Origin of the sequence: Marinifilum sp. D714, assembly GCF_030851345.1 — a bacterium.
Classification (GTDB): Bacteria; Bacteroidota; Bacteroidia; order Bacteroidales; family Marinifilaceae; genus Marinifilum.
The window spans coordinates 93,621-116,357 of sequence record NZ_JALPNU010000012.1; the positions used below are offsets into that span (position 1 = coordinate 93,621).

General features: G+C 35.5%; 18 protein-coding genes. 10 read left to right on the top strand and 8 right to left on the bottom strand.

Annotated features, from left to right (window positions below):
• Positions 1–78: 78 nt before the first annotated feature.
• Positions 79–2,961: a hypothetical protein gene (locus M0051_RS12455; protein ID WP_306741851.1), complete on the bottom strand. Its 2,883-nt coding sequence runs from the start codon at positions 2,959–2,961 to the stop codon at positions 79–81.
• A 141-nt stretch (positions 2,962–3,102) separates the two neighbouring features.
• On the opposite strand from M0051_RS12455, the gene M0051_RS12460 reads away from it, so the two are divergent.
• Together M0051_RS12460 and M0051_RS12465 are read left to right on the top strand one after the other, a co-directional pair.
• The gene (locus M0051_RS12460) at positions 3,103–3,798 is read left to right on the top strand and encodes a YjjG family noncanonical pyrimidine nucleotidase (protein ID WP_306741852.1); all 696 of its coding nucleotides are present in this window, start codon (positions 3,103–3,105) and stop codon (positions 3,796–3,798) included.
• Between the two features lie 585 nt (positions 3,799–4,383).
• Positions 4,384–4,842, top strand: coding sequence for a GxxExxY protein (locus M0051_RS12465; RefSeq protein WP_306741853.1), 459 nt, complete (start codon positions 4,384–4,386; stop codon positions 4,840–4,842).
• Between the two features lie 85 nt (positions 4,843–4,927).
• Here the strand turns inward: M0051_RS12465 and M0051_RS12470 are convergent, their stop codons facing one another.
• Positions 4,928–6,109: a hypothetical protein gene (locus M0051_RS12470; RefSeq protein WP_306741854.1), complete on the bottom strand. Its 1,182-nt coding sequence runs from the start codon at positions 6,107–6,109 to the stop codon at positions 4,928–4,930.
• A gap of 151 nt (positions 6,110–6,260) precedes the next feature.
• The gene (dnaB, locus tag M0051_RS12475; RefSeq protein WP_306741855.1) at positions 6,261–7,796 is read right to left on the bottom strand and encodes a replicative DNA helicase; all 1,536 of its coding nucleotides are present in this window, start codon (positions 7,794–7,796) and stop codon (positions 6,261–6,263) included.
• Positions 7,797–7,980: 184 nt separating this feature from the next.
• On the opposite strand from dnaB, the gene ispE reads away from it, so the two are divergent.
• Positions 7,981–8,796 carry a 4-(cytidine 5'-diphospho)-2-C-methyl-D-erythritol kinase gene (ispE, locus tag M0051_RS12480; protein ID WP_306741856.1) on the top strand — a complete coding sequence of 272 codons (816 nt, stop codon included), beginning with the start codon at positions 7,981–7,983 and terminating at the stop codon, positions 8,794–8,796.
• 57 nt (positions 8,797–8,853) lie between these two features.
• Here ispE and M0051_RS12485 read toward each other — a convergent pair whose 3' ends face one another.
• The 4 genes from M0051_RS12485 to tgt all read right to left on the bottom strand — a co-directional run bounded on the left by M0051_RS12485 (position 8,854) and on the right by tgt (position 13,246).
• On the bottom strand, positions 8,854–9,162 hold the full coding sequence (locus M0051_RS12485) for a biotin/lipoyl-containing protein (RefSeq protein ID WP_306741857.1): 309 nt from the start codon (positions 9,160–9,162) through the stop codon (positions 8,854–8,856).
• 12 nt (positions 9,163–9,174) lie between these two features.
• Positions 9,175–10,719 (bottom strand): acyl-CoA carboxylase subunit beta, encoded by a 1,545-nt coding sequence (locus M0051_RS12490; RefSeq protein WP_110363227.1) that lies wholly within the window; start codon positions 10,717–10,719, stop codon positions 9,175–9,177.
• Between the two features lie 200 nt (positions 10,720–10,919).
• Positions 10,920–11,996, bottom strand: coding sequence for an LptF/LptG family permease (locus M0051_RS12495; RefSeq protein ID WP_306741858.1), 1,077 nt, complete (start codon positions 11,994–11,996; stop codon positions 10,920–10,922).
• Positions 11,997–12,115: 119 nt separating this feature from the next.
• Positions 12,116–13,246 (bottom strand): tRNA guanosine(34) transglycosylase Tgt, encoded by a 1,131-nt coding sequence (tgt, locus tag M0051_RS12500; RefSeq protein ID WP_306741859.1) that lies wholly within the window; start codon positions 13,244–13,246, stop codon positions 12,116–12,118.
• 264 nt (positions 13,247–13,510) lie between these two features.
• Here tgt and M0051_RS12505 point away from each other — a divergent pair, with 264 nt between their 5' ends.
• The 7 genes from M0051_RS12505 (at position 13,511) to M0051_RS12535 (ending at position 19,317) form a co-directional block, all read left to right on the top strand.
• Positions 13,511–14,578 (top strand): glycosyltransferase, encoded by a 1,068-nt coding sequence (locus M0051_RS12505; protein WP_306741880.1) that lies wholly within the window; start codon positions 13,511–13,513, stop codon positions 14,576–14,578.
• Positions 14,578–15,192, top strand: a complete 615-nt coding sequence (locus tag M0051_RS12510) for an RNA polymerase sigma factor (protein ID WP_306741860.1) — start codon at positions 14,578–14,580, stop codon at positions 15,190–15,192. Before M0051_RS12505 ends, M0051_RS12510 begins: the two co-directional genes overlap by 1 nt.
• 65 nt (positions 15,193–15,257) lie before the next feature.
• Positions 15,258–15,878: a 16S rRNA (guanine(527)-N(7))-methyltransferase RsmG gene (gene rsmG / locus M0051_RS12515; RefSeq protein WP_306741861.1), complete on the top strand. Its 621-nt coding sequence runs from the start codon at positions 15,258–15,260 to the stop codon at positions 15,876–15,878.
• 103 nt (positions 15,879–15,981) lie between these two features.
• Complete coding sequence (gene rpmH / locus M0051_RS12520) at positions 15,982–16,140, top strand: 50S ribosomal protein L34 (protein ID WP_110363239.1); 159 nt, start codon at positions 15,982–15,984, stop codon at positions 16,138–16,140.
• Positions 16,141–16,428: 288 nt separating this feature from the next.
• Positions 16,429–17,256 carry a PASTA domain-containing protein gene (locus tag M0051_RS12525; RefSeq protein WP_306741862.1) on the top strand — a complete coding sequence of 276 codons (828 nt, stop codon included), beginning with the start codon at positions 16,429–16,431 and terminating at the stop codon, positions 17,254–17,256.
• A 15-nt stretch (positions 17,257–17,271) separates the two neighbouring features.
• The gene (locus M0051_RS12530) at positions 17,272–18,327 is read left to right on the top strand and encodes an RluA family pseudouridine synthase (RefSeq protein ID WP_306741863.1); all 1,056 of its coding nucleotides are present in this window, start codon (positions 17,272–17,274) and stop codon (positions 18,325–18,327) included.
• Positions 18,328–18,345: 18 nt separating this feature from the next.
• Positions 18,346–19,317 carry a D-alanine--D-alanine ligase gene (locus tag M0051_RS12535; RefSeq protein ID WP_306741864.1) on the top strand — a complete coding sequence of 324 codons (972 nt, stop codon included), beginning with the start codon at positions 18,346–18,348 and terminating at the stop codon, positions 19,315–19,317.
• Between the two features lie 391 nt (positions 19,318–19,708).
• On the opposite strand, the gene gcvP is transcribed toward M0051_RS12535, so the two are convergent.
• The gene (gene gcvP, locus M0051_RS12540; RefSeq protein ID WP_306741865.1) at positions 19,709–22,597 is read right to left on the bottom strand and encodes an aminomethyl-transferring glycine dehydrogenase; all 2,889 of its coding nucleotides are present in this window, start codon (positions 22,595–22,597) and stop codon (positions 19,709–19,711) included.
• Positions 22,598–22,737 lie beyond the last annotated feature (140 nt).

A 22,737-nucleotide genomic window follows, 5' to 3' on the forward strand; every position in this document is an offset into this window, starting at 1 on the left:
ATACGAAAAAGCGATGAATTTGTTTAAGAAGTACAAATTCATCGCTTTGGCAATATCTTAGTTATTTATTAGCCTAGTTTAGTTTGAGAAAAATATCCCTATGGGTTTTGGTTGTGGATTTACTGTAACAACTACAGGAACACGATTCGGACTCAAACAAGTTGCTGATTCTCCTTCAGCCACATAATAGGTAATAGTTCCTGCTTTATCTGTTGGAGGAATAAAATTGATTAAAGGAGTATCGTCTGTTTCTGTCATGTAATAATACAATTCATACGAAGGATCACTAGGTGTAGCCTGAATAACATTTGCTGTAGCATCCTTACAATATGTCACATCGCTAACAGTTGGAATAGAACTGACATCTTTAACAGTGATTTTAAATGTATAATAACAAGTGGTATATCCTGGAGGAACAGCGTAATAAGTAGTAGTCCCAATATCTGCAAGAAATTCATTACTTATAGTAAATTCTTCCGTTACACCCTCCACAACAGGATAATCGTTATAAAAACGACTACCAGAAGGAAAATTACCGCTCACCTCAGTGATTGGAATAGAAGCTGGTGGTCCCAAGTTACAGAAAAAGAATTCCTGATCACTGTTAATTTCTTCTACGGTACAATTAGCAGCTACATAATCTTCTGCATCAATTATAATTTTTACAGGTGTCACAATCGGCTCGCCAACACAGTCCCCATCTGTTTCGTATCCTTGAATAATGCTAAAACCAGAGATAGTTGTTCCCGAAGTTGCACCAGTACCAGTCGAACCACCGCCTCCACCTACAGCTACAGATGGATCACAATTCGAATTCCCTAATATGGAACAATCTTCTGTAACTTTTACAGTATAGGTTAGTGTTCCCAGAATCTGATCCGGTCCTTCAGATGGAACCGCCAGATTTCCAATTTCCCACACAATAGAACCTGTAGCACCTTCTGCCACATCATAAGTTACAGTACCTACATTAACACTCGAACTAACATATTCAGTAGTATAAGGAATCGGTAATACCAAACGCGCATCGTTCACGACTTCTGTTCCACGATTACGAATTTCCATTTTATAGCTAATTGTTTTCCCTGGTTCAACTATTGTACCATCTACAATTTCTCCTGTAACACCTTCAATGTGGGTAATAATATTTGTAGCTTCTGCTTCCGGCACATAAGCATCCACAGCCATGGCCAAAGCAAAAATTGCATAAGTATCCTGACTGGTTCCATATCTGAATTTCGTACTGGTTTGCGAATTAGCAATATTCACATTACCAGAATTCGGAACATCAAACATAGAAATATCAACTCCCGTATTATTTACCAGATTTGGATTCCTGGAATTACCTCCTGTTGAAATTGAACTATTAAAAAAGTTAGCCGTATTATTGTCATCATGATTTAACCTCGCCCAATTGGTTTGAGTCGCATTTTGTATTTCTATAAAATCGCCTGCAATATTAACGTCTCCTTCACTAGCCATTATGCCCAATTTAACCTTTACATCTCCGCTCTGTACAGCCTTAAATCCTGAGATTGGCAATTCGTAAGAAGTACTTGCTCCACCTAAATGCTGAACATAGGCGTATCCATCAAAAAGCGTAACATCACGCCATTTCATTTTTGAGTTCTCATATACAACTACTAATCCCCAACCTCCAGAGTAACCAGTTCCACCTCCGTCACCTTCCAACAAAGCCATATCTGCAACAAAATATTCCCCAATACCGTGTTTTTGCACATAATCAGTAACCTCAGCATAGGCCGCAAAAATGGAAGATTCTGAAGTTGTTGGATAATGAATATCATCAGCTCTGGCAGTTATTTTCTGATAAGCAGATTCACCTGAATGCTTAATGTATATTTCTCTCTTATTGTATGTTTTTGTAATATTACCTGTTTCTACCTTCGTCTCTCCGGAAACTCTCCCACTTGCTTCTGATGTATTACTATAATAGGTATCATTACCGTATACATTACTCCCCCTTTTCAATTCATCAATCGTTAGAACAATTCCTCCAACTTCAGAATATATTTTGATGGGACTAAACGATGCAGTCATAATTCCAAAGGAAGTATTTACATTAGAGCTCACCTTATTATAAGCTCCAGTACCAATCCTATAATATATATCACCATTATTGTAAAATAAAAAACGAACATCCTCCTCTCCTAACGCACTAAAATCGTATACAACAATATACTCATAACCATCATCTCCCCTCCATACATTTATAGAATAATCAGAATAAGGAACTTTATCATTATCTTCTACGGTAAAAACCTCATCTACTACCTGAGGAACGGTTCCCATTTTTGAAATGGGAAAACTATTGTTGGTTGTTGAAGAACGCCCAGTCCAATACAAACCCGCATATACTATATTAGAACATTGAGGCTTTGCATCATTTTCGGTAGAAAAATCGAGAGTTGCCGAAGAGGAGTTTAATGTATTAGGATCTGAGTCAACATCAACATAAACCATATCTCCCGAATTGTTTCCATTGTCAGAATAATTTTTCAAAGTCAAATTAGTATTTCCAATCATAGTAAAATCACCTTTTATTCTGTATATCTTTTCATAAGGAGGATATTGAGATGTTCTTTGCTGAAATGGAATTCTCACTTTTGAGGAGGTTAAAACAACTCTCTGGCTTATATAATTCCAATCATTCTTATATTTATACTCATACGAAACAATATAAGTACCAACACTCAAATCTGGGAAACTATATGGATAAGTATCATCTGTTTGAATCCAATTCCAAGAAGAATCATATAGCTTAACTCTTAATGCATTTACATGCTTAGCATTATAACTCCATTCCACATCAATTTTACCATCTGCACAACTATTACAAGTAGGATTTGTTGGATTGGCAGTATACGTCTGCGCCGAGAGAGAACCACTCAACAATCCAAAAAATAAGAATAAAACTATCCTAGAGAAAAAAGTATCCATAATTACTGTTTAACAGTTAATATTTTTTTAAGGGGGGAGCCAAATATAACTGATTTACTAGAATTTAAAGAACATCATAAGTGTTTTTTACATTAAGCAAGTTATTTTTGTAGTGATTAAAACATTTTGACCTATTATTAAATGAATAAATACAAGCACATCTTCTTCGACTTGGACAGGACCTTATGGGATTTTAATGCAAATTCCGAAATTACCTTAAACCAATTGTACAGAGATTATCAATTGCAGAGCATTTTTGGAAGCTTTCTGTTTTTTAAATCACGATTTGAATATCACAATGGCAAACTTTGGAATGCCTATTATCAAAACAGAATCAAGAAGGAAGATTTGATGTATCGAAGATTCTATCTGTGTTTGAAAGAATCAGGAAAAGATGATTTAGAGTTGGCAAAAGAAATTGCTCAGGATTTTATTGAAATAAGTCCTTTGCAAACCAAAACCTTTCCCAAGGCACATGAAATGCTGCAAAAACTAAAAGAAAAAGGATATGAATTGCACATCATTACCAATGGATTTAACGAGGTTCAATTTAAAAAACTCACAAACTGTGAGCTTATATCCTATTTCACAGAAATCATTACATCAGAAGATGCTGGGGCCAACAAACCCTCACCTTTGATATTCGAATATGCATTAAAAAACACGGGTGCTACAACAAGCAATAGTATTATGGTTGGGGATGATCTAAAAACTGACATTGCAGGAGCAAGAAAATCAAATATTGACCAGATTTATTTTAATTCAAATAAAACCAAACATGATGACGATGCAACTTACGAAGTAAATCAATTGATAGAAATCACAAAAATTCTGTAACACCGATTATTAATCTACAATAACCATTTGTTCGTTTTACTCCAAATGGCTAACAGATTATATATCGGCATTTAAATTTAATATCTCACTGTTTCACCAAGGATTCACATTGAAATTTAAATTGGTACAAAAGCACTCAAACCTTACAATTTAAAATCACTTTTTAAGATATTTTAACAATTCATAAGCGAAACCTGCCGAATAGCATGTTTTTTGTAATAAAACAAAACCTATATTTGCAGTGGTAATTGTGACGGACAGGCTTGGTAACCCTTCCGTTCTTTCAACATCATCAAGTTTGTATGTAGCTTTCATAAAAATTCTAATGGGTTAGTAAAAGTTACAGGGTTAATAGATATACAAATGGTTAATAAAATATAGAGTTAGACTATACAAACGATGTTGAACTTAAGGCTGTGTTTAGGGGACACAGCCTTCTTCTTTTTTACCTTATCCACAAATATAAGGTCCACAAATGGACACAAATTCACTCAAATAATTCCTACTGATATTCTTAGATTAGTATAAACAGATAATTGACGAATAAAAAAAAAAGTCCACAAATAGGCTCAAATTAAAACACAAATGAGTCAAATAAAACTCCGAGCGAATTTGTCTATATTAGTAAATTCCTATTTAATAAATGGACACAAACAAACACAAATGATTTCTCAAGAATTCCCCTTCAAAGATGAATGTTATCAAATTATTGGCGCAGCAATGGAAGTCCACAATGAATTAGGATGTGGTTTTCTTGAGGCTGTTTACCAAGAAGCTTTAGCTATCTTACTTGATGAAAAACTCATCCCTTTTGAAAAAGAAAAAGTATTGGAGATTTCGTTCAGAGATAATATTTTGCAAAAGAAATACATTACTGATTTTTTATGTTTTGATGAAATTATCGTAGAACTAAAAGCTACAGATTCAATACACACAGAACACATTGCACAAGCCTTAAATTATTTGAAGGCTACTAGAAAAAAAATTGCATTACTCATTAATTTTGGAACCACTCGACTTCAGTATAAAAGAATTATTCTTTAAAAATAAGTTCCACAAATGAACACGAATGGACACAAATAAATCTACATCAATATTCGTGTGTATTTGAGTGTATTCGTGGACAACATCACGTTTTTCTTTTCTTTTTCTTGGCTGCAGGAAACAGTACATTGTTTAGGATTAATCGATATCCTGCCGAATTCTTTTTCAAATTCAAATCTGTTGGCGGATCTCCCACCAAATGCTGATAATCTTCCGGGTCGTGTCCGCCGTAAAAAGTCCAGGTTCCTTTTCCAAATTTGCCATGTATATAACGTGCCTCTCCTGCCGATTTATTCTCTCCCATAATCAACACTCCTGGCTTAATCAAATTCTTTTTAAAGGCTGTGGTCTGCCCCATGAATCCCTTAATCATATTTTTATGATTTTGGCACAACATTGTAGGAACAGGATCCCATTTGGCTGAAAAATCAAACAAGGTAAAGTAATCTTCATCACGATTTACTTTTCGGGTTAAGGTTACATCGATATCAGAAAACTCATACACATATGGATTGGTTTCCAGCTTAAAATCAGTAAATGCAAATGTTTTATTGTAATCTAACTTCTCCTGAGCGTGCTCATCTATCGGATCTCCATCAAAAACATGATTGCAGATATCCGTTTCATCTGCTGCAAGGGTAATATCGAATGTATCAGTTGCCGAACACATGGCAAACAAGAAGCCTCCATTCTCAACAAACTTTCTAATGGTTTGCGATACAGCTTTCTTTAAGTCCGAAACCTTAGAGAATCCATATTTCTGAGCTCTTGCCAAATTATCTTTCACCTCATCCTTATACCACTGCATATTTCGATAAGAGGCATAAAATTTACCATGCTGCCCGGTAAAATCCTCATGATGCAAATGAAGCCAGTCATAATCCGATAGCTTATTGCTTAAAACCTCATCATCATACACGATATCATATGTAATCTCGGCATAAGTCAGTGCCAAGGTCACTGCATCATCCCAAGGCTTTTTTCCTTTTGGTGTATAAACAGCAATTTTGGGAGGCTTCTCTAACTTAACGGCGTCCATATTTGCTTCGGGAGAAGAAATCTCATTCATGATCTGCGAAACATTAGCATCAGAAACCACAGTATAACTTACACCTCGAATTTTGCATTCATCCTCAATATTTTTGCTTAATGGCAAAAGAAAAGAACCTCCTCGATAATTCAACAACCAATGTAATTCATGATTATTTTGCAAAGTCCAATAGGCAATTCCATATGATTTTAAATGATTCTTTTGAGAATCATCCATAGGGATAAGTATACTTGCCGAGAAGCTCTGAATATAGGCTAAAAGGAAAAAAGTTATTAGATATGTTTTTGAGAAACCTTTCATAAGTACAATCGAAAATTGATTTAGTTCGAAAGTACAAAATCACAATCTAAAGGAAAAGCGAAATTATTTAAAATGGAGCGGCATCATCAAAATCATTTCCTCCTACAAGGCCAGCGTTAATATCATCGAACCCACCACTAGTATCTTGATTCATACTAGAACTAAAGGTTTTAACCTCTTCAGGACCCTCATCACCAAATGGATTCAAACTTTCGCCTTCCAAATCCATAAATCGAGCCAACTGATTACGGAATCTTAACTGAATTTCTCCAACGGCACCATTACGGTGTTTTGCAATAATAATATCAGCAATACCAATTAATGAATTTCCTTCGGCATCTTCTGTAATTCCGTAACGTTCCGGACGGTGAATAAATAGAACCATATCGGCATCCTGCTCAATCGCACCAGACTCACGAAGGTCGGAAAGCATCGGCTTCTTCGCATCACCAGTACGCTGTTCAACACCACGGTTCAGCTGAGAAAGTGCAATTACCGGAATATTCAACTCCTTTGCAATGATCTTTAACTGACGTGAGATTAAAGATACCTCCTGTTCTCGATTCCCTCTCATGTCGGAACCTGCTGTCATCAGCTGCAAGTAGTCAATAATCACACAACCAATATCGTATTTGGCTTTTAGTCTACGACATTTCGAACGCAATTCATAAATAGACAAACCTGGTGTATCGTCTACATAAATTGGAGCATCAACCAAATCTTTAATCTTTACGTGCAATTGTTCCCATTCGAAATCTTCCAGCTTACCATTTCTTAGCTTCTCCGAACCCAACTCTGTTTCACTGGAAATCATACGTTTTACCAACTGGTCACCACCCATCTCCAGCGAGAATATCGCAATTGGCGCTTTGTGTTCAACCGCCATATTTCTAGTCATGGAAAGTACAAAAGCAGTTTTCCCCATAGAAGGACGAGCTGCAATAATAACCAAGTCCGATTTCTGCCATCCAGATGTAATTCTATCCAAAGCCGTAAATCCGGAAGGGACACCACTTAATCCATCAGGACGTTTACCGGCTTCTACAATTTGGTTAATTACCTCATCGGCCAACGGACGAATGTGTGCTGATTCCTTTTTGATATTTCCCTCTGCAATATCAAAAACTTCCTGTTGAGCTTTATCCAACAAATCGGCAACATCAATACTATCATCGAAAGCTTGATTCTGAATATCGGAAGAAACACGAATTAACTCACGCTGAATGTGCTTTTGAGCAATAATTCGAGCATGAAACTCGATATGAGCGGCTGATGCTACACGGTTGGTAAGCTGCGTAATGTAGAAAGGCCCGCCAACATCATCCAAGGTTCCCTCTCTTTTTAACTCTTCGGTAACAGTTAAAATATCAATAGGCTCCTCCTTGGTAGAAAGATTCATAATTGCCTTATAAATCTTCTGGTGAGCGTCTTTATAAAACGAATCGGCTTTTAACAAATCCCCAACCGAAATAATTGCATCCTTCTCCAACATTAAAGCACCCAACACGGCTTCTTCAAGCTCTACTGCTTGTGGTGGCACTTTTCCGTATTCCAGATCAATTTTATTTTTCGATTGATTTTTATAATTGTTTGCTCCAGCCATATACCTTTAAAATAATTAATTCAACAGATTTCAACACTTTCCCTCTCTCTCATAATCCTTTCAAATTTGTGTCGAAAAATTTGAGAATGCAAAGATAAAGATAGAAAATTAAAATGCCACAATTTGATTTTTTTTGCTCTTTAAAACGAGTATTTTTAAGCCACATTTATCAAGAACACAAAATATGCTTTGCTTTCCAAATGCCAAAATAAATTTAGGCCTTAACATTATTAAGAAAAGACCTGACGGATTTCACAATATCGAAACCGTTTTTTATCCAATTCCACTATGCGATGCCCTGGAAATTGCAGAAAGCGATTCTTCGGAACAATATGAATTTACATCATCTGGAATTCCTATTGATATCGATCCTTCGGATAATATCGTAATAAAAGCATTTGATTTAATTGCTTCAAAATTTGAGATCCCCCCTACAGCAATTCATTTGCACAAAAACATCCCATTTGGTGCTGGATTAGGTGGCGGATCAGCTGATGCTGCATACATGATTAAAATGCTAAACGATTTTTACAAATTGGGAATGAACTTCCAACAAATGGAAGAGTATGCAATTCAAATTGGTAGCGATTGTCCTGTTTTTATCCAAAACCAACCAGTTTTCGCCGAGGGTAAGGGCGAGCTATTCTCTTCTATTGAGCTTAACTTAAGCGGATATCATATCGTCTTAATAAAACCAGAAATACACATCAGCACTCCAGAAGCTTATTCGGGTACTTCTCCTAAAAAACCAAATAAATCGGTAAAAGAATTGATCAGTTTACCATTGAAAGAATGGAAAGAAAATATTTACAATGATTTTGAAGATAGCATTTTCTCGAATCATCCCGAGCTTGCAACTTTGAAAGAAGAACTTTACGATTCGGGCGCCATTTATGCAGCCATGTCGGGAAGCGGTTCCAGCATGTTTGGTATTTTTGAGAAAGATCCAGCGATTAAGGAGAGCTGGAAAAGACATTTTATCTGGAGCAGTAAATTATAGACAAATAAAAAGGGATTGTCATTACAACAATCCCTTAATATTTTCATATCAGAAAGATTACTCAATCTCTACCATTAACATTTTGTTAGGGACTTTTACTCCTTCTTCAACATGAATCTTTTTAATAACACCGTCGAAAGGCATTTCGATCTGATTCTTCATCTTCATCGCTTCAAGAATCATTAAGCTTTCTCCAGCCTTTACTTCCTGCCCTTCTTTAACGAAAATTTCAACAATTGTTCCTGGAATGAAAGACTTAAGGTGCTTAGGATTTGGTCTCTCCCAAGCCTTTCTGTTTTCAAACTTCTTGGTTACCTCTGTTTTGTATACAGTACCATCAACGTTGAATTCTTTTAAATTTTCCATAACGAATAATTTTTAGAATGGAGGAATACCGTGTTTTTTCTCAGGTCTTCTATCAACTTTATTGTTTGAAACTTCAATCGAGTGTAACAACATGTTACGAGTTTCTTCCGGCTCGATAACAGTATCAATATAACCTTTAGCAGCTGCAACATAAGGATTCGCGAACTTCTCTTTATATTCAGCAACTTTTTCTTTACGCATTGCTTCAGGATCTTCAGCATTCATAATCTCCTTACGGAAGATAATGTTAGCAGCTCCTTCAGGTCCCATTACCGCAATCTCAGCAGTTGGCCATGCAAACATGAAATCTGCCTTCATATGACGAGAGTTCATAGCAATATAACCTCCACCGTATGCTTTACGGATAATTACTGTAATTTTAGGTACAGTAGCTTCTGAGTACGCATAAAGAATCTTCGCACCGTGACGAATAACACCCATATGTTCCTGATCAACACCTGGCAAATAACCTGGCATATCCTCAAGAGTTACAATTGGAATATTAAATGAATCACAGTAGCGGATAAAACGAGCAGCTTTATCAGATGAATCACAATCCAATACACCTGCCAATACCATAGGCTGATTTGCTACAAAACCTACAGTTTCACCATTCATTCTACCGAAACCAATAACGATATTTTTCGCAAAGTTCTCCATGATTTCGAAGAAATCAGAATCATCAGAAATTGCTTTAATTACGTTACGGATATCGTATGGCTGAGTTGGGTCAGCTGGTACAATTTCCTCAATTTTGTATTCTGGTTTTGGTGGCTTTGGTGGGAAAGCTTTAGCTTTTTTACCGTTGTGCCATGGAATGAAGGTTAGGAGCTTCTTAATTTGTTCGAAGCATTCGTACTCGCTTTGAGCATAGAAATGAGCATTACCTGTAATTTCGCTATGTACTCTAGCTCCACCAAGTTCTTCCATACTAATTTCTTCACCCAAAACAGTTTTAATTACCTCTGGACCGGTAATGAACATCTTAGAGATGTTTTCAACCACAAACACAAAGTCGGTAAGTGCAGGAGAATAAACAGCTCCACCAGCACAAGGACCAAGAATTACAGACAACTGAGGAATAACACCAGATGCTAAGGTGTTACGGAAGAAGATTTCACCATATCCAGCAAGTGAGTTAACACCTTCCTGAATACGAGCTCCCCCTGAGTCGTTAATACCAATTAATGGTACACGCATTTTTAACGCATGATCCATTATTTTAGTGATTTTTCTCGCATGCATAAGACCAAGAGAACCTCCAGCTACAGTAAAATCCTGTGCAAAAATACAAACAGGCTCACCGTATATAGTACCGGTTCCGATGATAACTCCATCACCATGAAGTTGTTTCTTTTCCATGCCAAAGTCGCGGGCTTCGTGCTCTACAAATAAATCATATTCATGGAAAGAATCCTCATCCAAAATAGATGTTACCCTTTCTCTAGCAGTCAATTTCCCCATTGCAACTTGCTTCTGAATGGCTTTCTCACCACCACCTTGAAGCACTTTTTCTTTTCTCTTTCTAAGATCAAGAATGTTTCGTTTCAATGACATAATCTGTACATTTAGTTAGAAAATATATATTTCTATATATGTTGAATTCCGTGTAGTACACAAAATTCCAAGCTACAACGTTAGTAATTTTTACGCTAGAAAAAAATTCTGGCGTAAAATACCCATACGAAGCAGCTATATAAAATAAGCTCTTTACATTGATAATCAAAACTTTTCCTGAAAAACTATTTAGAATAGTTCTATTTAGGAGCAATTCGATATAAATATAAGGCAACACATGTAAACACAATATTTGGCAACCAAACGGCTAACATCGGATTCATACTACCATTGGTAGCAAAAACAACCGAAATCTGTAAGAAAAGTATAAATGAGAAACTTAACAGCAAACCAATTCCCAAATGAAGTCCCATTCCTCCTCGAATTTTACGAGATGCAAGTGACGCACCAATTAGGGTAAGAATGAAGGTTGAGAATGGATTAGCCATTCTTTTATATTTCTCAATTTTATAAGCATTAATATTACTGTCTCCTCTCATTGTCTGCTGATCGATATAATCGTTCAACTCAGTAAAGTTCATTGCTTCAACCAAGTATTTCTTGCGCCCAAATTCTTTTGGACCAAAACTTAGAGTTGTATCTATTTTTTTACCGTGTTCAAAACTCTCTTTGTCACCATCAATGTTTCTAATAAAATAATCATTAATGGTCCACTTGTTTTTTTCCTTATTCCATTTAATATTTCTCGCCGTCAGTTTCGATCTTAACTCTTTCCCTTCAAAACTCTCCAATGAAAATCGATAACCTGTATTACTTCCTGTATCCCAGTTGTGCATATAAATAAATACCCCTGGTTCTATCTGGCGATGAATATTTCTTTCCTTATTTCTGAACTTCTTTTTAATGTAGGTTTCGTTAAATTCTATCCTTTTTGCATTTGCCGGTGGAATAATGAAATTACTCAAGACAAATGAAAACACACCAATAATTAATGCTGCAATAAAATAAGGAAACATCATTCTCCTAAAACTAATCCCACTACTAAGTATGGCAATAATTTCGGTATTATAAGCCATTTTAGAAGTAAAGAATATTACTGCAATAAAGGTGAATAATGCACTAAATAAGTTCGCAAAGTAGGGTATGAAATTCAGGTAATAATCAAAAAGAATCGCTTTAAGCGGTGCCTCCTTATCGATAAATTCATCGATATGCTCCGAAAAATCGAAAATAACTGAGATACTAATGATAAGAACAATCGCAAAAAAGAATGTACCCAAAAACTTTCGGATAATATATAGATCTAATTTCTTCAAAACCTGATTTTTATTTTCTGATACTCTCGGAAAACCCGAATTTAAATTTACCGAATTAAAAGTAAAACTTATTCTTCAAATATCAATTACAGCTGACTTATTGTAAGGTTTTTTAACACTTATAAACGTGTAGCCAGTTTTTTAACCATGATATCTTTCCATGCTGCAAAAGTTCCAGCATTAATATGCTCTCTTGCCTCGCGAACCAACCACAAGTAAAATGCCAAGTTGTGGATGCTACAAATTTGAGATCCCAATAATTCACCCGAGTGCACCAAATGGCGCACGTATGCTTTAGAATAAGCTGAATCTACAAAAGAAGTCCCATTTGGATCGATAGGAGAGAAATCATCAGCCCATTTCTTATTCTTAATATTAATGATACCTTCACTTGTAAAGATCATACCATTTCTACCGTTTCTGGTTGGCATCACACAATCAAACATATCTACTCCGCGTGAAATGGCTTCCAAAATATTTACCGGAGTTCCAACTCCCATTAGGTATCGAGGTTTATCTTCTGGTAGAACATCATTCACCACTTCAATCATAGAATACATTTCCTCTACAGGCTCACCTACAGCCAAACCTCCAATTGCATATCCTTCACGATCAAGCGAAGCTGCATGTTCAGCAGCTTTAATTCTTAAATCATTATAAACACAACCTTGTACAATTGGAAATAATGTTTGTGAATATCCATATTTTGGATCGGTTTCATCAAAACGTTTTACACATCTCTCCAACCAACGCTGGGTAAGTTCCAAGGAGTTTTTAGCATACTCATAGGTTGACGTTCCCGGAGGACATTCATCAAACGCCATAATGATATCCGCACCAATGGTTCTTTGAATATCCATTACATTTTCTGGCGTAAAGAAATGTTTCGACCCATCAATATGCGAGCGAAACATGGCTCCCTCTTCGGTCAATTTTCTATTATCAGCCAAAGAAAATACCTGGAATCCTCCACTATCAGTCAATATTGGTCTTTCCCATCCATTAAACTTATGCAATCCTCCTGCTTTTTCAAGGATATCCAAACCTGGACGTAAATACAAGTGATATGTATTTCCTAAAATAATTTCAGCGTTGATATCATCACGAAGCTCACGCTGATGCACTCCTTTTACCGAGCCAAGTGTTCCCACAGGCATAAATATCGGAGTTTGTATTTTTCCATGATCTGTTGTTAACTCTCCTGTTCTTGCAGAAGACTTTGGATCGGTTTTGTGTAATTTAAAATCCATATTGACTGTTTTAAAACTGCAAAATCCAGGAATCGGTTTTTGCAAAATCGGCAGCAAAGATACTAATAAATCTTAATCATGAATATGGTAGGCTCTATAGACCAAAATCAACAACCTTCAAAACAGTTTTTTTTATAAAAAAATACGATTACAAGCCCTATTTATCATAGATTCGTTTAAATTTGGACTGCACAAAAAAATATTAAGTTGGAAACATATTTTTATCACTCTCTCACACCAATTCAATGGTTATTAATTATCGGATTGGTTCTTACATTTCTTATAGATTTAATCTATTCAATTTTCTACCTCAGAAAGTTTAAAACTAAGAACAAAACTTACAATCATTCCGAAACAATTCCCGTTTCAATAATTCTATGTGCAAAAAATCAAGCACAATATTTGGAAAAGAACCTTCCGACATTATTGACGCAAGACTATCCGGAATATGAAATAATTGTTGTTGATAATGGAAGTGTTGACGATACTGAAGATGTACTAATCAGGTTAAAAAATCTCTATCCAACCCTTAGATCAACACAAATCCCAATCGACGAGAAATTCAAGCACAATAAAAAACTTGCAATAACAATTGGAGTAAAAGCTGCGAAATACGATCAAATTATACATCTCAATCCAAATGGTTTTACCCATAACAAAGCATGGCTATCAAACACAGTAGCTAAAGCACAAGGAAAACTATACAATGCCTATAGCAATTTAGAATATAAAAAAGGATTCTTCTACAACTTTTTAAGGTATGATATTATCAAACAAACCATTAAACTCGCTTCATTTACAAGCATAAATAAATTGTACGCAGGCAATTCTTTTAACATGAGTTTTTTGAAGTCTGATTTTCTCGCAAACAAAGGATATGCAGGAAATGCGCATTTCGAAGCAGGCTACGATCATATTTTATGCCTGGATTTAGCTCAAAAGTCGGATTATACTTTCTCTACAAATCCGGATAGCAAAATCACTATCGATGCAAAAAACTACTTCAAAACCTGGAAAACAATCAACAAGCATTACTTCAAGAGTAGGAAATACATTCCGTTTAAAAGAAAACTATTGTTGGACATAGAACCTATCGTACATTTTCTTTTTATTGTTCTTCTGATTCTAGCTTTGATAAAAACACAACTCTATTTTTCATTACTGGCCCTATGCATAGCCAAAATATTTACAAAGGGATACTGTTTTAAAATTTCTACAAGGCATTTGAGAGAAGAGAATTTATTTTTATCTTCGTATGTATATGTCTTACTTAGGCCTCTGTATAAATTGCTATTTTATATACAAAGTCACATATACAGGAAACGATCATAATGGAAATAAATCCGAACCTCTCAGAAAAAGCTCAATACGACTACAGGCTGGTACAAGCTTCAGTTAATGGGGACCAAAAAGCATACGAGGAGCTTTTTAAAAGATATAAGGACGCCATATTTTTCATGTTATTAAAAATGGTTAATAACAAGAACGATGCTGAAGATTTAACTTTTGAGGCTTTCGGTAAAGCTTTCCGTAACATCAGACAATACTCTCCAAAATATGCATTCAGCACATGGTTATTCAAAATTGCATCGAACAATTGCATTGATTTTCTAAGAAAGAAAAGAGGTAATACAATATCCATTGATGGAAAAGACGATGCTGAAAACGAAAGAACCATTACACTTGAATCCAGCAGTCTTAACCCTGAGCAAGAATTTGTCAAAAAGCAGAAGGCAAAAATCATGCGAAATGAGGTTGGCAAATTAAAAGAACGCTATCGCCGACTGATTGAACTTCGCTATTTTGAAGAGTTTTCTTACGAAGAAATTGCTCAAGAGCTAAAATTGCCAATTGGTACAGTTAAAGCCCAATTGTTTAGAGCTCGTGAATTACTTTTCAACAACCTTAAAGATTCTGAAGTAAAAATCGAAAAGAAAAAGAAATAATTTTTTTGTTGGAAAACAATGATTGCGAATTAGTTCTATCTTTGCCAACCTAAAATAAAATTGGCATGGAAATCATCGAAAAATATTTTACAGATTTAACTGAGGAACAGAAAGATCGTTTCGCTCAGCTTAAAGATTTGTATACCCACTGGAATAGTCAAATCAATGTAATTTCACGCAAAGACATTGATTCATTATACCTGCATCATGTTTTGCATTCATTATCGATTGCCAAGGTAATAAAGTTTGAACCTGGCACAAAGATTATGGATGTTGGCTGCGGTGGAGGTTTCCCAGGAATTCCTTTGGCTATTCTTTTTCCTGAATGTGATTTCTACATGGTAGATTCAATCGGAAAAAAAATAAAAGTAGTGAACGAAGTGGCTACGGCCTTAAAATTAAAAAATGTAAAAGCAGAGCACACTAGAGTTCAGCAAGTAAAAGAGAAATTCGACTTTATTGTAAGTAGAGCCGTTACCGCATTTCCCAAATTTGTAAACATGGTTCGTAAAAATTCTTCACCAAAAGATAAGAATAGTTTGGCCAATGGTATTCTTTACATTAAGGGGGGCGATTTTCAAGAAGAAATCGCTGGGTACGGTGATAAAGCTCAACTTTTCGACTGTACCAGCTTCTTCGAAGAAGAGTTTTTTGAGACTAAAAAAGTTGTACATCTTGAGCTTTAGGAAAAATATTTTGCATCATCCTTTTGTTAGATTAAAAAAAAACTTATTTTTGCAGTCCAAAATCAACGCATATAATAACTTTATTCGATAAAAATTTTTCGCGATGAAAAGAACATTTCAACCATCAAATAGAAAGAGAAGAAATAAGCACGGTTTCAGAGAGAGAATGTCTTCTGTAAGCGGAAGAGCAGTACTATCTCGTAGAAGAGCTAAAGGCAGAAAGAAAGTTTCTGTTTCAAGCGAGCGCAGACACAAAGCTTAATTTTACAATTAAGCAACCGATATACAGAAAGTAAAGAATTCAAATTCTTTACTTTTTTGTATTTTAAGGTTTCGACCTTTCTAAAATTGATTGAGTTCCAAAGGAGCTCTTTTTTTTTGCCCTTTTTTATATGTATAAAGCTGCATTTGCATTAGCTCATTTCTTTAATCTAAAAATCTCTGCTATTTTTGTAAAACGCAAAAACACGGAAATAATAAGTGTTTTTTGTCGTTTATGAACTATTGACTTGTAATGCCATTAGCCAACTCAAAAGAAAAACAGACTCGAATGAAATCAACTAATTTTTTTAAAAGCAGATTTTTTTTAATTCAATTAGGTATCGCATTATTAATAGCGATTGCTATTTTATGGATTACCCTTTCGGGATTAAAATGGTATACACATCATGGCGAAAAATTAACTGTTCCAGATTTGTATGGGACAAGCCTCGAAGATGCTGCCAAAACAATAGATGAAGAAAATCTGCGATTCACCGTTTACGATTCAATTTACAATCCGAAATATGAACCAGGAACTGTTTTAGATCAAAGACCTATAGCTGGGTCTATTGTAAAACGAAATCGAAGCCTGTTTTTAACCATTAATGCACACAAGCCTGAGCAAGTACGTTTTCCAAATTTGATAGACAACTCATTCCGTCAGGCTTACGAGCTACTTATTACCAATGGATTTAAAATTGGTCGATTAAAATATGAAAAAAGTCAATTTTTCAACTTGGTACTTTATCCTAAATATAAAGGTGATTCAATAGGGGCAGGAAGCATGATAGATAAAGGTGCAACCATTGATTTGGTATTGGGAAGAGGCAATACTTTCGGAGTTTTAGCTCCCAATTTAATGGGAAAAAACAATACCCAAGCCAAAGAGAAAATAATCATGTCAAATTTAAATGTTGGCAAGGTACAATTCGATGAATCAATTAAAAATCACATTGATTCCATGCAAGCAAAAGTATTTAAGCAATATCCAGCTTATAATGAAAATCTAAAAATTCGCCCAGGAAACAATATTGATCTTTGGCTGACAAAAGATACTCTTAAGCTTCAACATGCAGATTCGCTACTTCAACAAAGATTAGGCAAATTGCTTTATTAAAACACAGCAAAAGTAATGACACAAGAACCAAAAGATAATTTCAACTCAGAAGAGGAATTAGATACTAATCAGGAAGTATTCGAACACTTTCGTTTCGAAGTTGATCCTGGGCAAAGCATGCTTAGAATCGATAAATATTTGGTCGATCGAATGCAGAATGCTTCACGAAATAAAATTCAGGAAGCTGCTGATGCTGGATGTATTAATGTTAACGACAAACCGGTTAAACGTAACTACAAGGTAAAACCGAACGATATTATCACAATTGTTTTAAGCTATCCTCCACGCGAGATTGAAATCATACCTCAGGATATTCCTTTAAATATTGTTTATGAAGATGACGCCTTCCTGATTGTTAATAAAAATCCAGGCATGGTGGTTCATCCATCATACGGACATTATTCTGGGACTTTGGTAAATGCTCTTGCACATCATCTGAAGGATTTACCACTTTTCAATTCGAAGGATCCTAGACCAGGTTTGGTACATCGTATTGATAAAGACACTTCGGGTATTTTGGTGATTGCAAAAACCGAAGAAGCCAAAACCAAACTTGCATTACAATTCTTCAACAAAACCAGTGATAGAAAATATCGCGCTTTAGTTTGGGGGAATTTAGAAAATGACGAAGGAACAATTACCGGCCATATTGGAAGAAATCTAAAAAACAGAAAAGTTATGGATGTTTTTCCTGATGGAGAATATGGAAAGCATGCTGTAACTCACTACCGAGTACTAGAAAGATTGGGCTACGTAAATTTAGTGGAGTGTATTCTGGAAACAGGAAGAACTCACCAAATTCGTGCTCACTTCAAGCATATCGGCCATCCTCTTTTTAATGATGCCGATTATGGTGGAGATCAAATCCTAAAAGGAACCACATTTACCAAATACAAACAGTTTGTTCAAAATTGCTTTAAAATTTGTCCAAGACAAGCATTACACGCTAAAACATTAGGTTTCGACCATCCTACTACTGGAGAATACATTTCTTTCAATTCGGAGATTCCTGAAGACATGAGCAGTGTAATTCAAAAATGGAGAGATTATACAGCTAGCAGAGAAGAATAACAAAGCACCATACAACCCATGAAAAGAAATATTGCAGTAATAGCAGGAGGTGATTCAGCCGAGATTGTAATTTCACTTCAAACGTCTGACCATATATTCAATACTCTTGATAAAGATCTTTATAATCCATACTTAATTGAATTAAAAGAATTAGATTGGAATGTAAAAATTGAGAATGAATCCTACCCTATCGATAAAAATGATTTTAGTTTTACCAAAGATGGAATTAAAACAAAATTCGATTTTGCATACATTGCAATTCATGGTACTCCTGGTGAAAATGGAATTCTTCAGGGATATTTTCAGCTATTAAGAATTCCATACTCAACATGTGATGTTTTAAGCAGTGCATTAAGCTTTAACAAACATGCCTGCAATTCATACTTAAAAAGCTTAGGTTTTAATTTTGCAAAATCTGTTCTACTTAAAAAAGATGAAGAATATTCCATCGAAGAAATTCATGCAAAATTAGGAATGCCTTGCTTTGTTAAGCCAAATGCTGATGGTTCAAGTTTTGGAATCTCGAAGGTAAAACAAGTTGAGGAATTAAATAAGGCCATCGAAAAAGCATTTGAAGAAGGAAAAGAGGTTATTATAGAAGAATTCATTGATGGATTAGAATGCACATGTGGTTTGGTAAAAACTAAAAAAGAAAGTATAATATTTCCTGTTACCGAAGTTTTGCCAAAGAAGGAGTTTTTTGATTTCGAAGCCAAATATGATCCAAATATGGCAGAAGAAATTACTCCTGCCAGAATTTCACCTGAACTTACCAAACAAATTCAAAATATGTCATCAGAAATTTACGATGCCTTAAAATGTAAAGGTATTGTAAGAGTTGACTACATTATAAAGAACAAAGAAATTTTTGTATTGGAAGCCAATACAGTACCTGGAATGACAAGTACTAGTTTTATTCCACAACAAGTCGCAGCCATGAACCGAGACTTAAAAGATATCTTAACTTTAGTTATTGAAAATGAATTCTAATAAGATGTTTAAAATAGATTAAATCACCGACTAGAAAAGTTTTAAATATTTACAGAAAAATGAAAAAAAATGTGTTTTTTTTTCATTTTTTTTGCTCTTACGAAAGGCCTTATTTTTAAGGATTCTTTCCTTTTTTATGAAAATAACTACCTGAAAACTAAGCTAAAACTATTAAAACATCACGAACTTTTTACAAACTTGTACGTAAGATGATATAGATTTTAATGGATTATTTTTCAATTCATTATTTCATAGTTAAATTTTAGGGTTAGTAATAGAACATTAACAAGGAGGCAGGGGCAGCCTCCTTGTTTCTTTTTGCTCTTTTGCCAATAAAAAAATCCGATGAGAAACTCACCGGATTTATATATCAAATCGTCTTATTGACTAATTAGTCTGCATCAATATACTCTTCATTGTATACTTCCAACGGTGCACATGTACACATTAGATTACGATCACCGAAAGCATCATCCACACGACCAACAGTTGGCCAGAATTTGTTATCAGCAACCCATTTTAATGGATACACTGCCTTCTGACGGCTGTATGTGTGATTCCACTCATCTGCAGTTAGTACTTTGTGAGTGTGAGGAGCATTTTTCAATACATTGTCAACAGTATCAGCAACACCGTCTTCAATTTCTTTCATCTCTTCATTGATTTTAGCCAATGCTTCGATGAAACGATCTAACTCTTCCAATGGCTCACTTTCAGTTGGCTCAACCATTAATGTTCCGTGTACAGGGAACGATAAAGTTGGAGCGTGGAATCCATAATCCATCAATCGCTTAGCGATATCAGTATCGGTAATTCCCACTGACTTGTTAAACTCACGACAATCGAAAATCATTTCGTGACCAACACGTCCGTTTTCACCTTTATATAGAATTTTAAATCCTAATTTTTCGAATGAAGAAGCCAAATAGTTGGCATTTAAAATTGCCATTTTAGTAGCTTCGGTTAAACCTTCAGTACCCAGCATGGCAATGTAACCGTATGTAATTGGCAATACACTTGCAGAACCAAATGGAGCAGCAGCTACAGCTGTAATTGCATTTTCACCACCAGTTTTCACACACTTATGAGAAGGTAAGAATTGAACCAAGTGTTCAGCAACACCAATTGGACCAACACCAGGACCTCCACCACCGTGAGGAATTGAGAAAGTTTTGTGTAAGTTCAAGTGACAAACATCAGCACCAATCAATCCTGGGTTAGTTAAACCAACCTGAGCATTCATGTTTGCACCATCCATGTACACCTGACCGCCATTCTCATGAATCAAATTCATCATTTCCTTAATTCCGGTTTCGAATACACCGTGAGTAGATGGGTAGGTAATCATGTAAGCACATAAATCTTCAGCATGCTTTTCAGCTTTTGCTTTCAAATCATCAAACTCAACATTACCATTTTCATCACACTTAACAATCACAGGTTTCATTCCTGCAACTGTTACTGAAGCTGGATTTGTTCCATGAGCCGAAGAAGGGATTAAAACTACATTTCTGTGTCCTTCTCCACGAGAGATATGATATTCACGAATCACCATCAAACCAGTGTACTCACCAGCAGCACCAGAGTTAGGTTGTAAAGTACATCCTGCAAAACCTGTAATTTCTGACAACCATTTTTCAAGTTCAGAAATCATATCAGTATAACCTTCTACCTGATTCATTGGTACGAATGGGTGAATTCCTCCAAATTCTGGCCAACTCAATGGAAACATAGAAACTGCAGAATTCAATTTCATTGTACAAGATCCCAATGAAATCATAGAAGTATTCAAACCGATATCTTTCTTCTCAAGATTTTTCATGTAACGCATCATTGCAGTTTCTGAACGATAGCGGTTGAAAACGTCAAGAGTTAAGAAATCACTTGTTCTTGAGAATTTACCATCAAAGTAAACTTTCTCTTCTACTTCTTTTGCTTCAACTTCTTTACCAGCAGCTTTAGCAAAAATATTTAAAATGGTATTGATCTCTTCTTTACTGATTTTTTCATCAGAAGAGATACCAACTGTTTTTTCGTCAATGTAACGGAAGTTCATTTCAGCCTCTAAAGCTGCATTTCTGATATCTTCCATTGCAACTCCTTCAGGAAGTACAACTTCAATTGTATCAAAAAAGTTTTCAATTGTTTGTTGATATCCTAATGCTTTTAATCCTTCAGATAATTCCCCAGCACCTGCATGGATGTGCTTGGCAATTCTGGTTAAGCCTTCAGCTCCATGGTAAGCTCCATAGAAACCAGCCATAGTTGCCAACAATGCTTGAGCAGTACAAATGTTAGAAGTAGCTTTTTCACGCTTAATATGTTGCTCACGAGTTTGTAATGCCATACGAACTGCATGATTTCCCTGAGCATCTTTGGTAACTCCAATAATACGTCCTGGAACATTACGCTTGTACGCTTCGCGACATGCTAAATAAGCAGCGTGAGGTCCACCGTATCCCATTGGAACACCGAAACGTTGAGTTGTACCAACAACGATATCAGCTCCCCATTCACCTGGAGGTGTTAACAGTACCAAACTCATTAAATCTGCAGCAACTGATACCAATGCATCAGCAGCGTGAGCTTTTTCTACAAAATCAGCATAATCTTCGATACTACCACTTGCAGCAGGGTACTGAACGATAGCACCAAAAACAGTTTCATCAAACTCAAAGGATTTATAATCACCAACAATTAACTCAATTCCAAGAGGATTTGCGCGTGTATTTAATACATCAAGAGTTTGAGCATAGATATTTTGATCTACAAAAACTTTATTGGCTCCAGCTTTTTTCTTAGCGCGAGAACGAAGTCCCATCATCATGTACATCGTCTCACCAACAGCAGTAGCTTCGTCCAAAAGAGAACAGTTAGCCAATTCCATTTTGGTCAAATCCAATACCATGGTCTGGAAGTTTAAAAGAGCTTCCAATCTACCTTGTGAAACCTCTGCTTGGTAAGGAGTGTAAGGTGTATACCAACCTGGATTTTCCAAGATATTTCTTTGAATTACAGCAGGAGTAATTGTATCGTAGTAACCTTGTCCAATAAAAGTTCTGAACAGTTTATTCTTAGCAGCAATTCCTTTAATCTTCGAGAAATATTCATACTCCGATAAAGCTTCTGGTAAATCCAGATCTTTCCCTAATCTAATATCCGAAGGGATAGTTTCTTCGATCAATGCATCCAATGATGGAGCACCTACAGTTTCCAACATGGTCTTAATATCGCCGTTGCGAGGACCAATGTGACGAGAAACAAACTTTTCGCTTGCCATATTGTTGTTTATTTAGTTGTTGTTGTTTATAAATAAATTTGATTGTAAAAGTAGCAAAAGATTTAAATTTTCAAGTAGTAAAATAAGCTTTTAAAACGCTGTTTTTTAACATTTCTCCACAAGTAGAACAATCTACTTAA

What these genes read in the sequence shown, in the direction of transcription:
- M0051_RS12510 (WP_306741860.1), top strand. Translation starts at nt 14,578, where the DNA reads ATGGAAATAAATCCGAACCTCTCAGAAAAAGCTCAATACGACTACAGG.
- gcvP (WP_306741865.1), bottom strand. Translation starts at nt 22,597, where the DNA reads ATGGCAAGCGAAAAGTTTGTTTCTCGTCACATTGGTCCTCGCAACGGC.
- M0051_RS12460 (WP_306741852.1), top strand. Translation starts at nt 3,103, where the DNA reads ATGAATAAATACAAGCACATCTTCTTCGACTTGGACAGGACCTTATGG.
- M0051_RS12490 (WP_110363227.1), bottom strand. Translation starts at nt 10,719, where the DNA reads ATGTCATTGAAACGAAACATTCTTGATCTTAGAAAGAGAAAAGAAAAA.
- M0051_RS12530 (WP_306741863.1), top strand. Translation starts at nt 17,272, where the DNA reads ATGACACAAGAACCAAAAGATAATTTCAACTCAGAAGAGGAATTAGAT.
- M0051_RS12455 (WP_306741851.1), bottom strand. Translation starts at nt 2,961, where the DNA reads ATGGATACTTTTTTCTCTAGGATAGTTTTATTCTTATTTTTTGGATTG.
- M0051_RS12485 (WP_306741857.1), bottom strand. Translation starts at nt 9,162, where the DNA reads ATGGAAAATTTAAAAGAATTCAACGTTGATGGTACTGTATACAAAACA.
- M0051_RS12525 (WP_306741862.1), top strand. Translation starts at nt 16,429, where the DNA reads ATGAAATCAACTAATTTTTTTAAAAGCAGATTTTTTTTAATTCAATTA.
- ispE (WP_306741856.1), top strand. Translation starts at nt 7,981, where the DNA reads ATGCTTTGCTTTCCAAATGCCAAAATAAATTTAGGCCTTAACATTATT.
- M0051_RS12470 (WP_306741854.1), bottom strand. Translation starts at nt 6,109, where the DNA reads ATGGATGATTCTCAAAAGAATCATTTAAAATCATATGGAATTGCCTAT.
- M0051_RS12535 (WP_306741864.1), top strand. Translation starts at nt 18,346, where the DNA reads ATGAAAAGAAATATTGCAGTAATAGCAGGAGGTGATTCAGCCGAGATT.
- M0051_RS12465 (WP_306741853.1), top strand. Translation starts at nt 4,384, where the DNA reads ATGAGTCAAATAAAACTCCGAGCGAATTTGTCTATATTAGTAAATTCC.
- rsmG (WP_306741861.1), top strand. Translation starts at nt 15,258, where the DNA reads ATGGAAATCATCGAAAAATATTTTACAGATTTAACTGAGGAACAGAAA.
- dnaB (WP_306741855.1), bottom strand. Translation starts at nt 7,796, where the DNA reads ATGGCTGGAGCAAACAATTATAAAAATCAATCGAAAAATAAAATTGAT.
- rpmH (WP_110363239.1), top strand. Translation starts at nt 15,982, where the DNA reads ATGAAAAGAACATTTCAACCATCAAATAGAAAGAGAAGAAATAAGCAC.
- tgt (WP_306741859.1), bottom strand. Translation starts at nt 13,246, where the DNA reads ATGGATTTTAAATTACACAAAACCGATCCAAAGTCTTCTGCAAGAACA.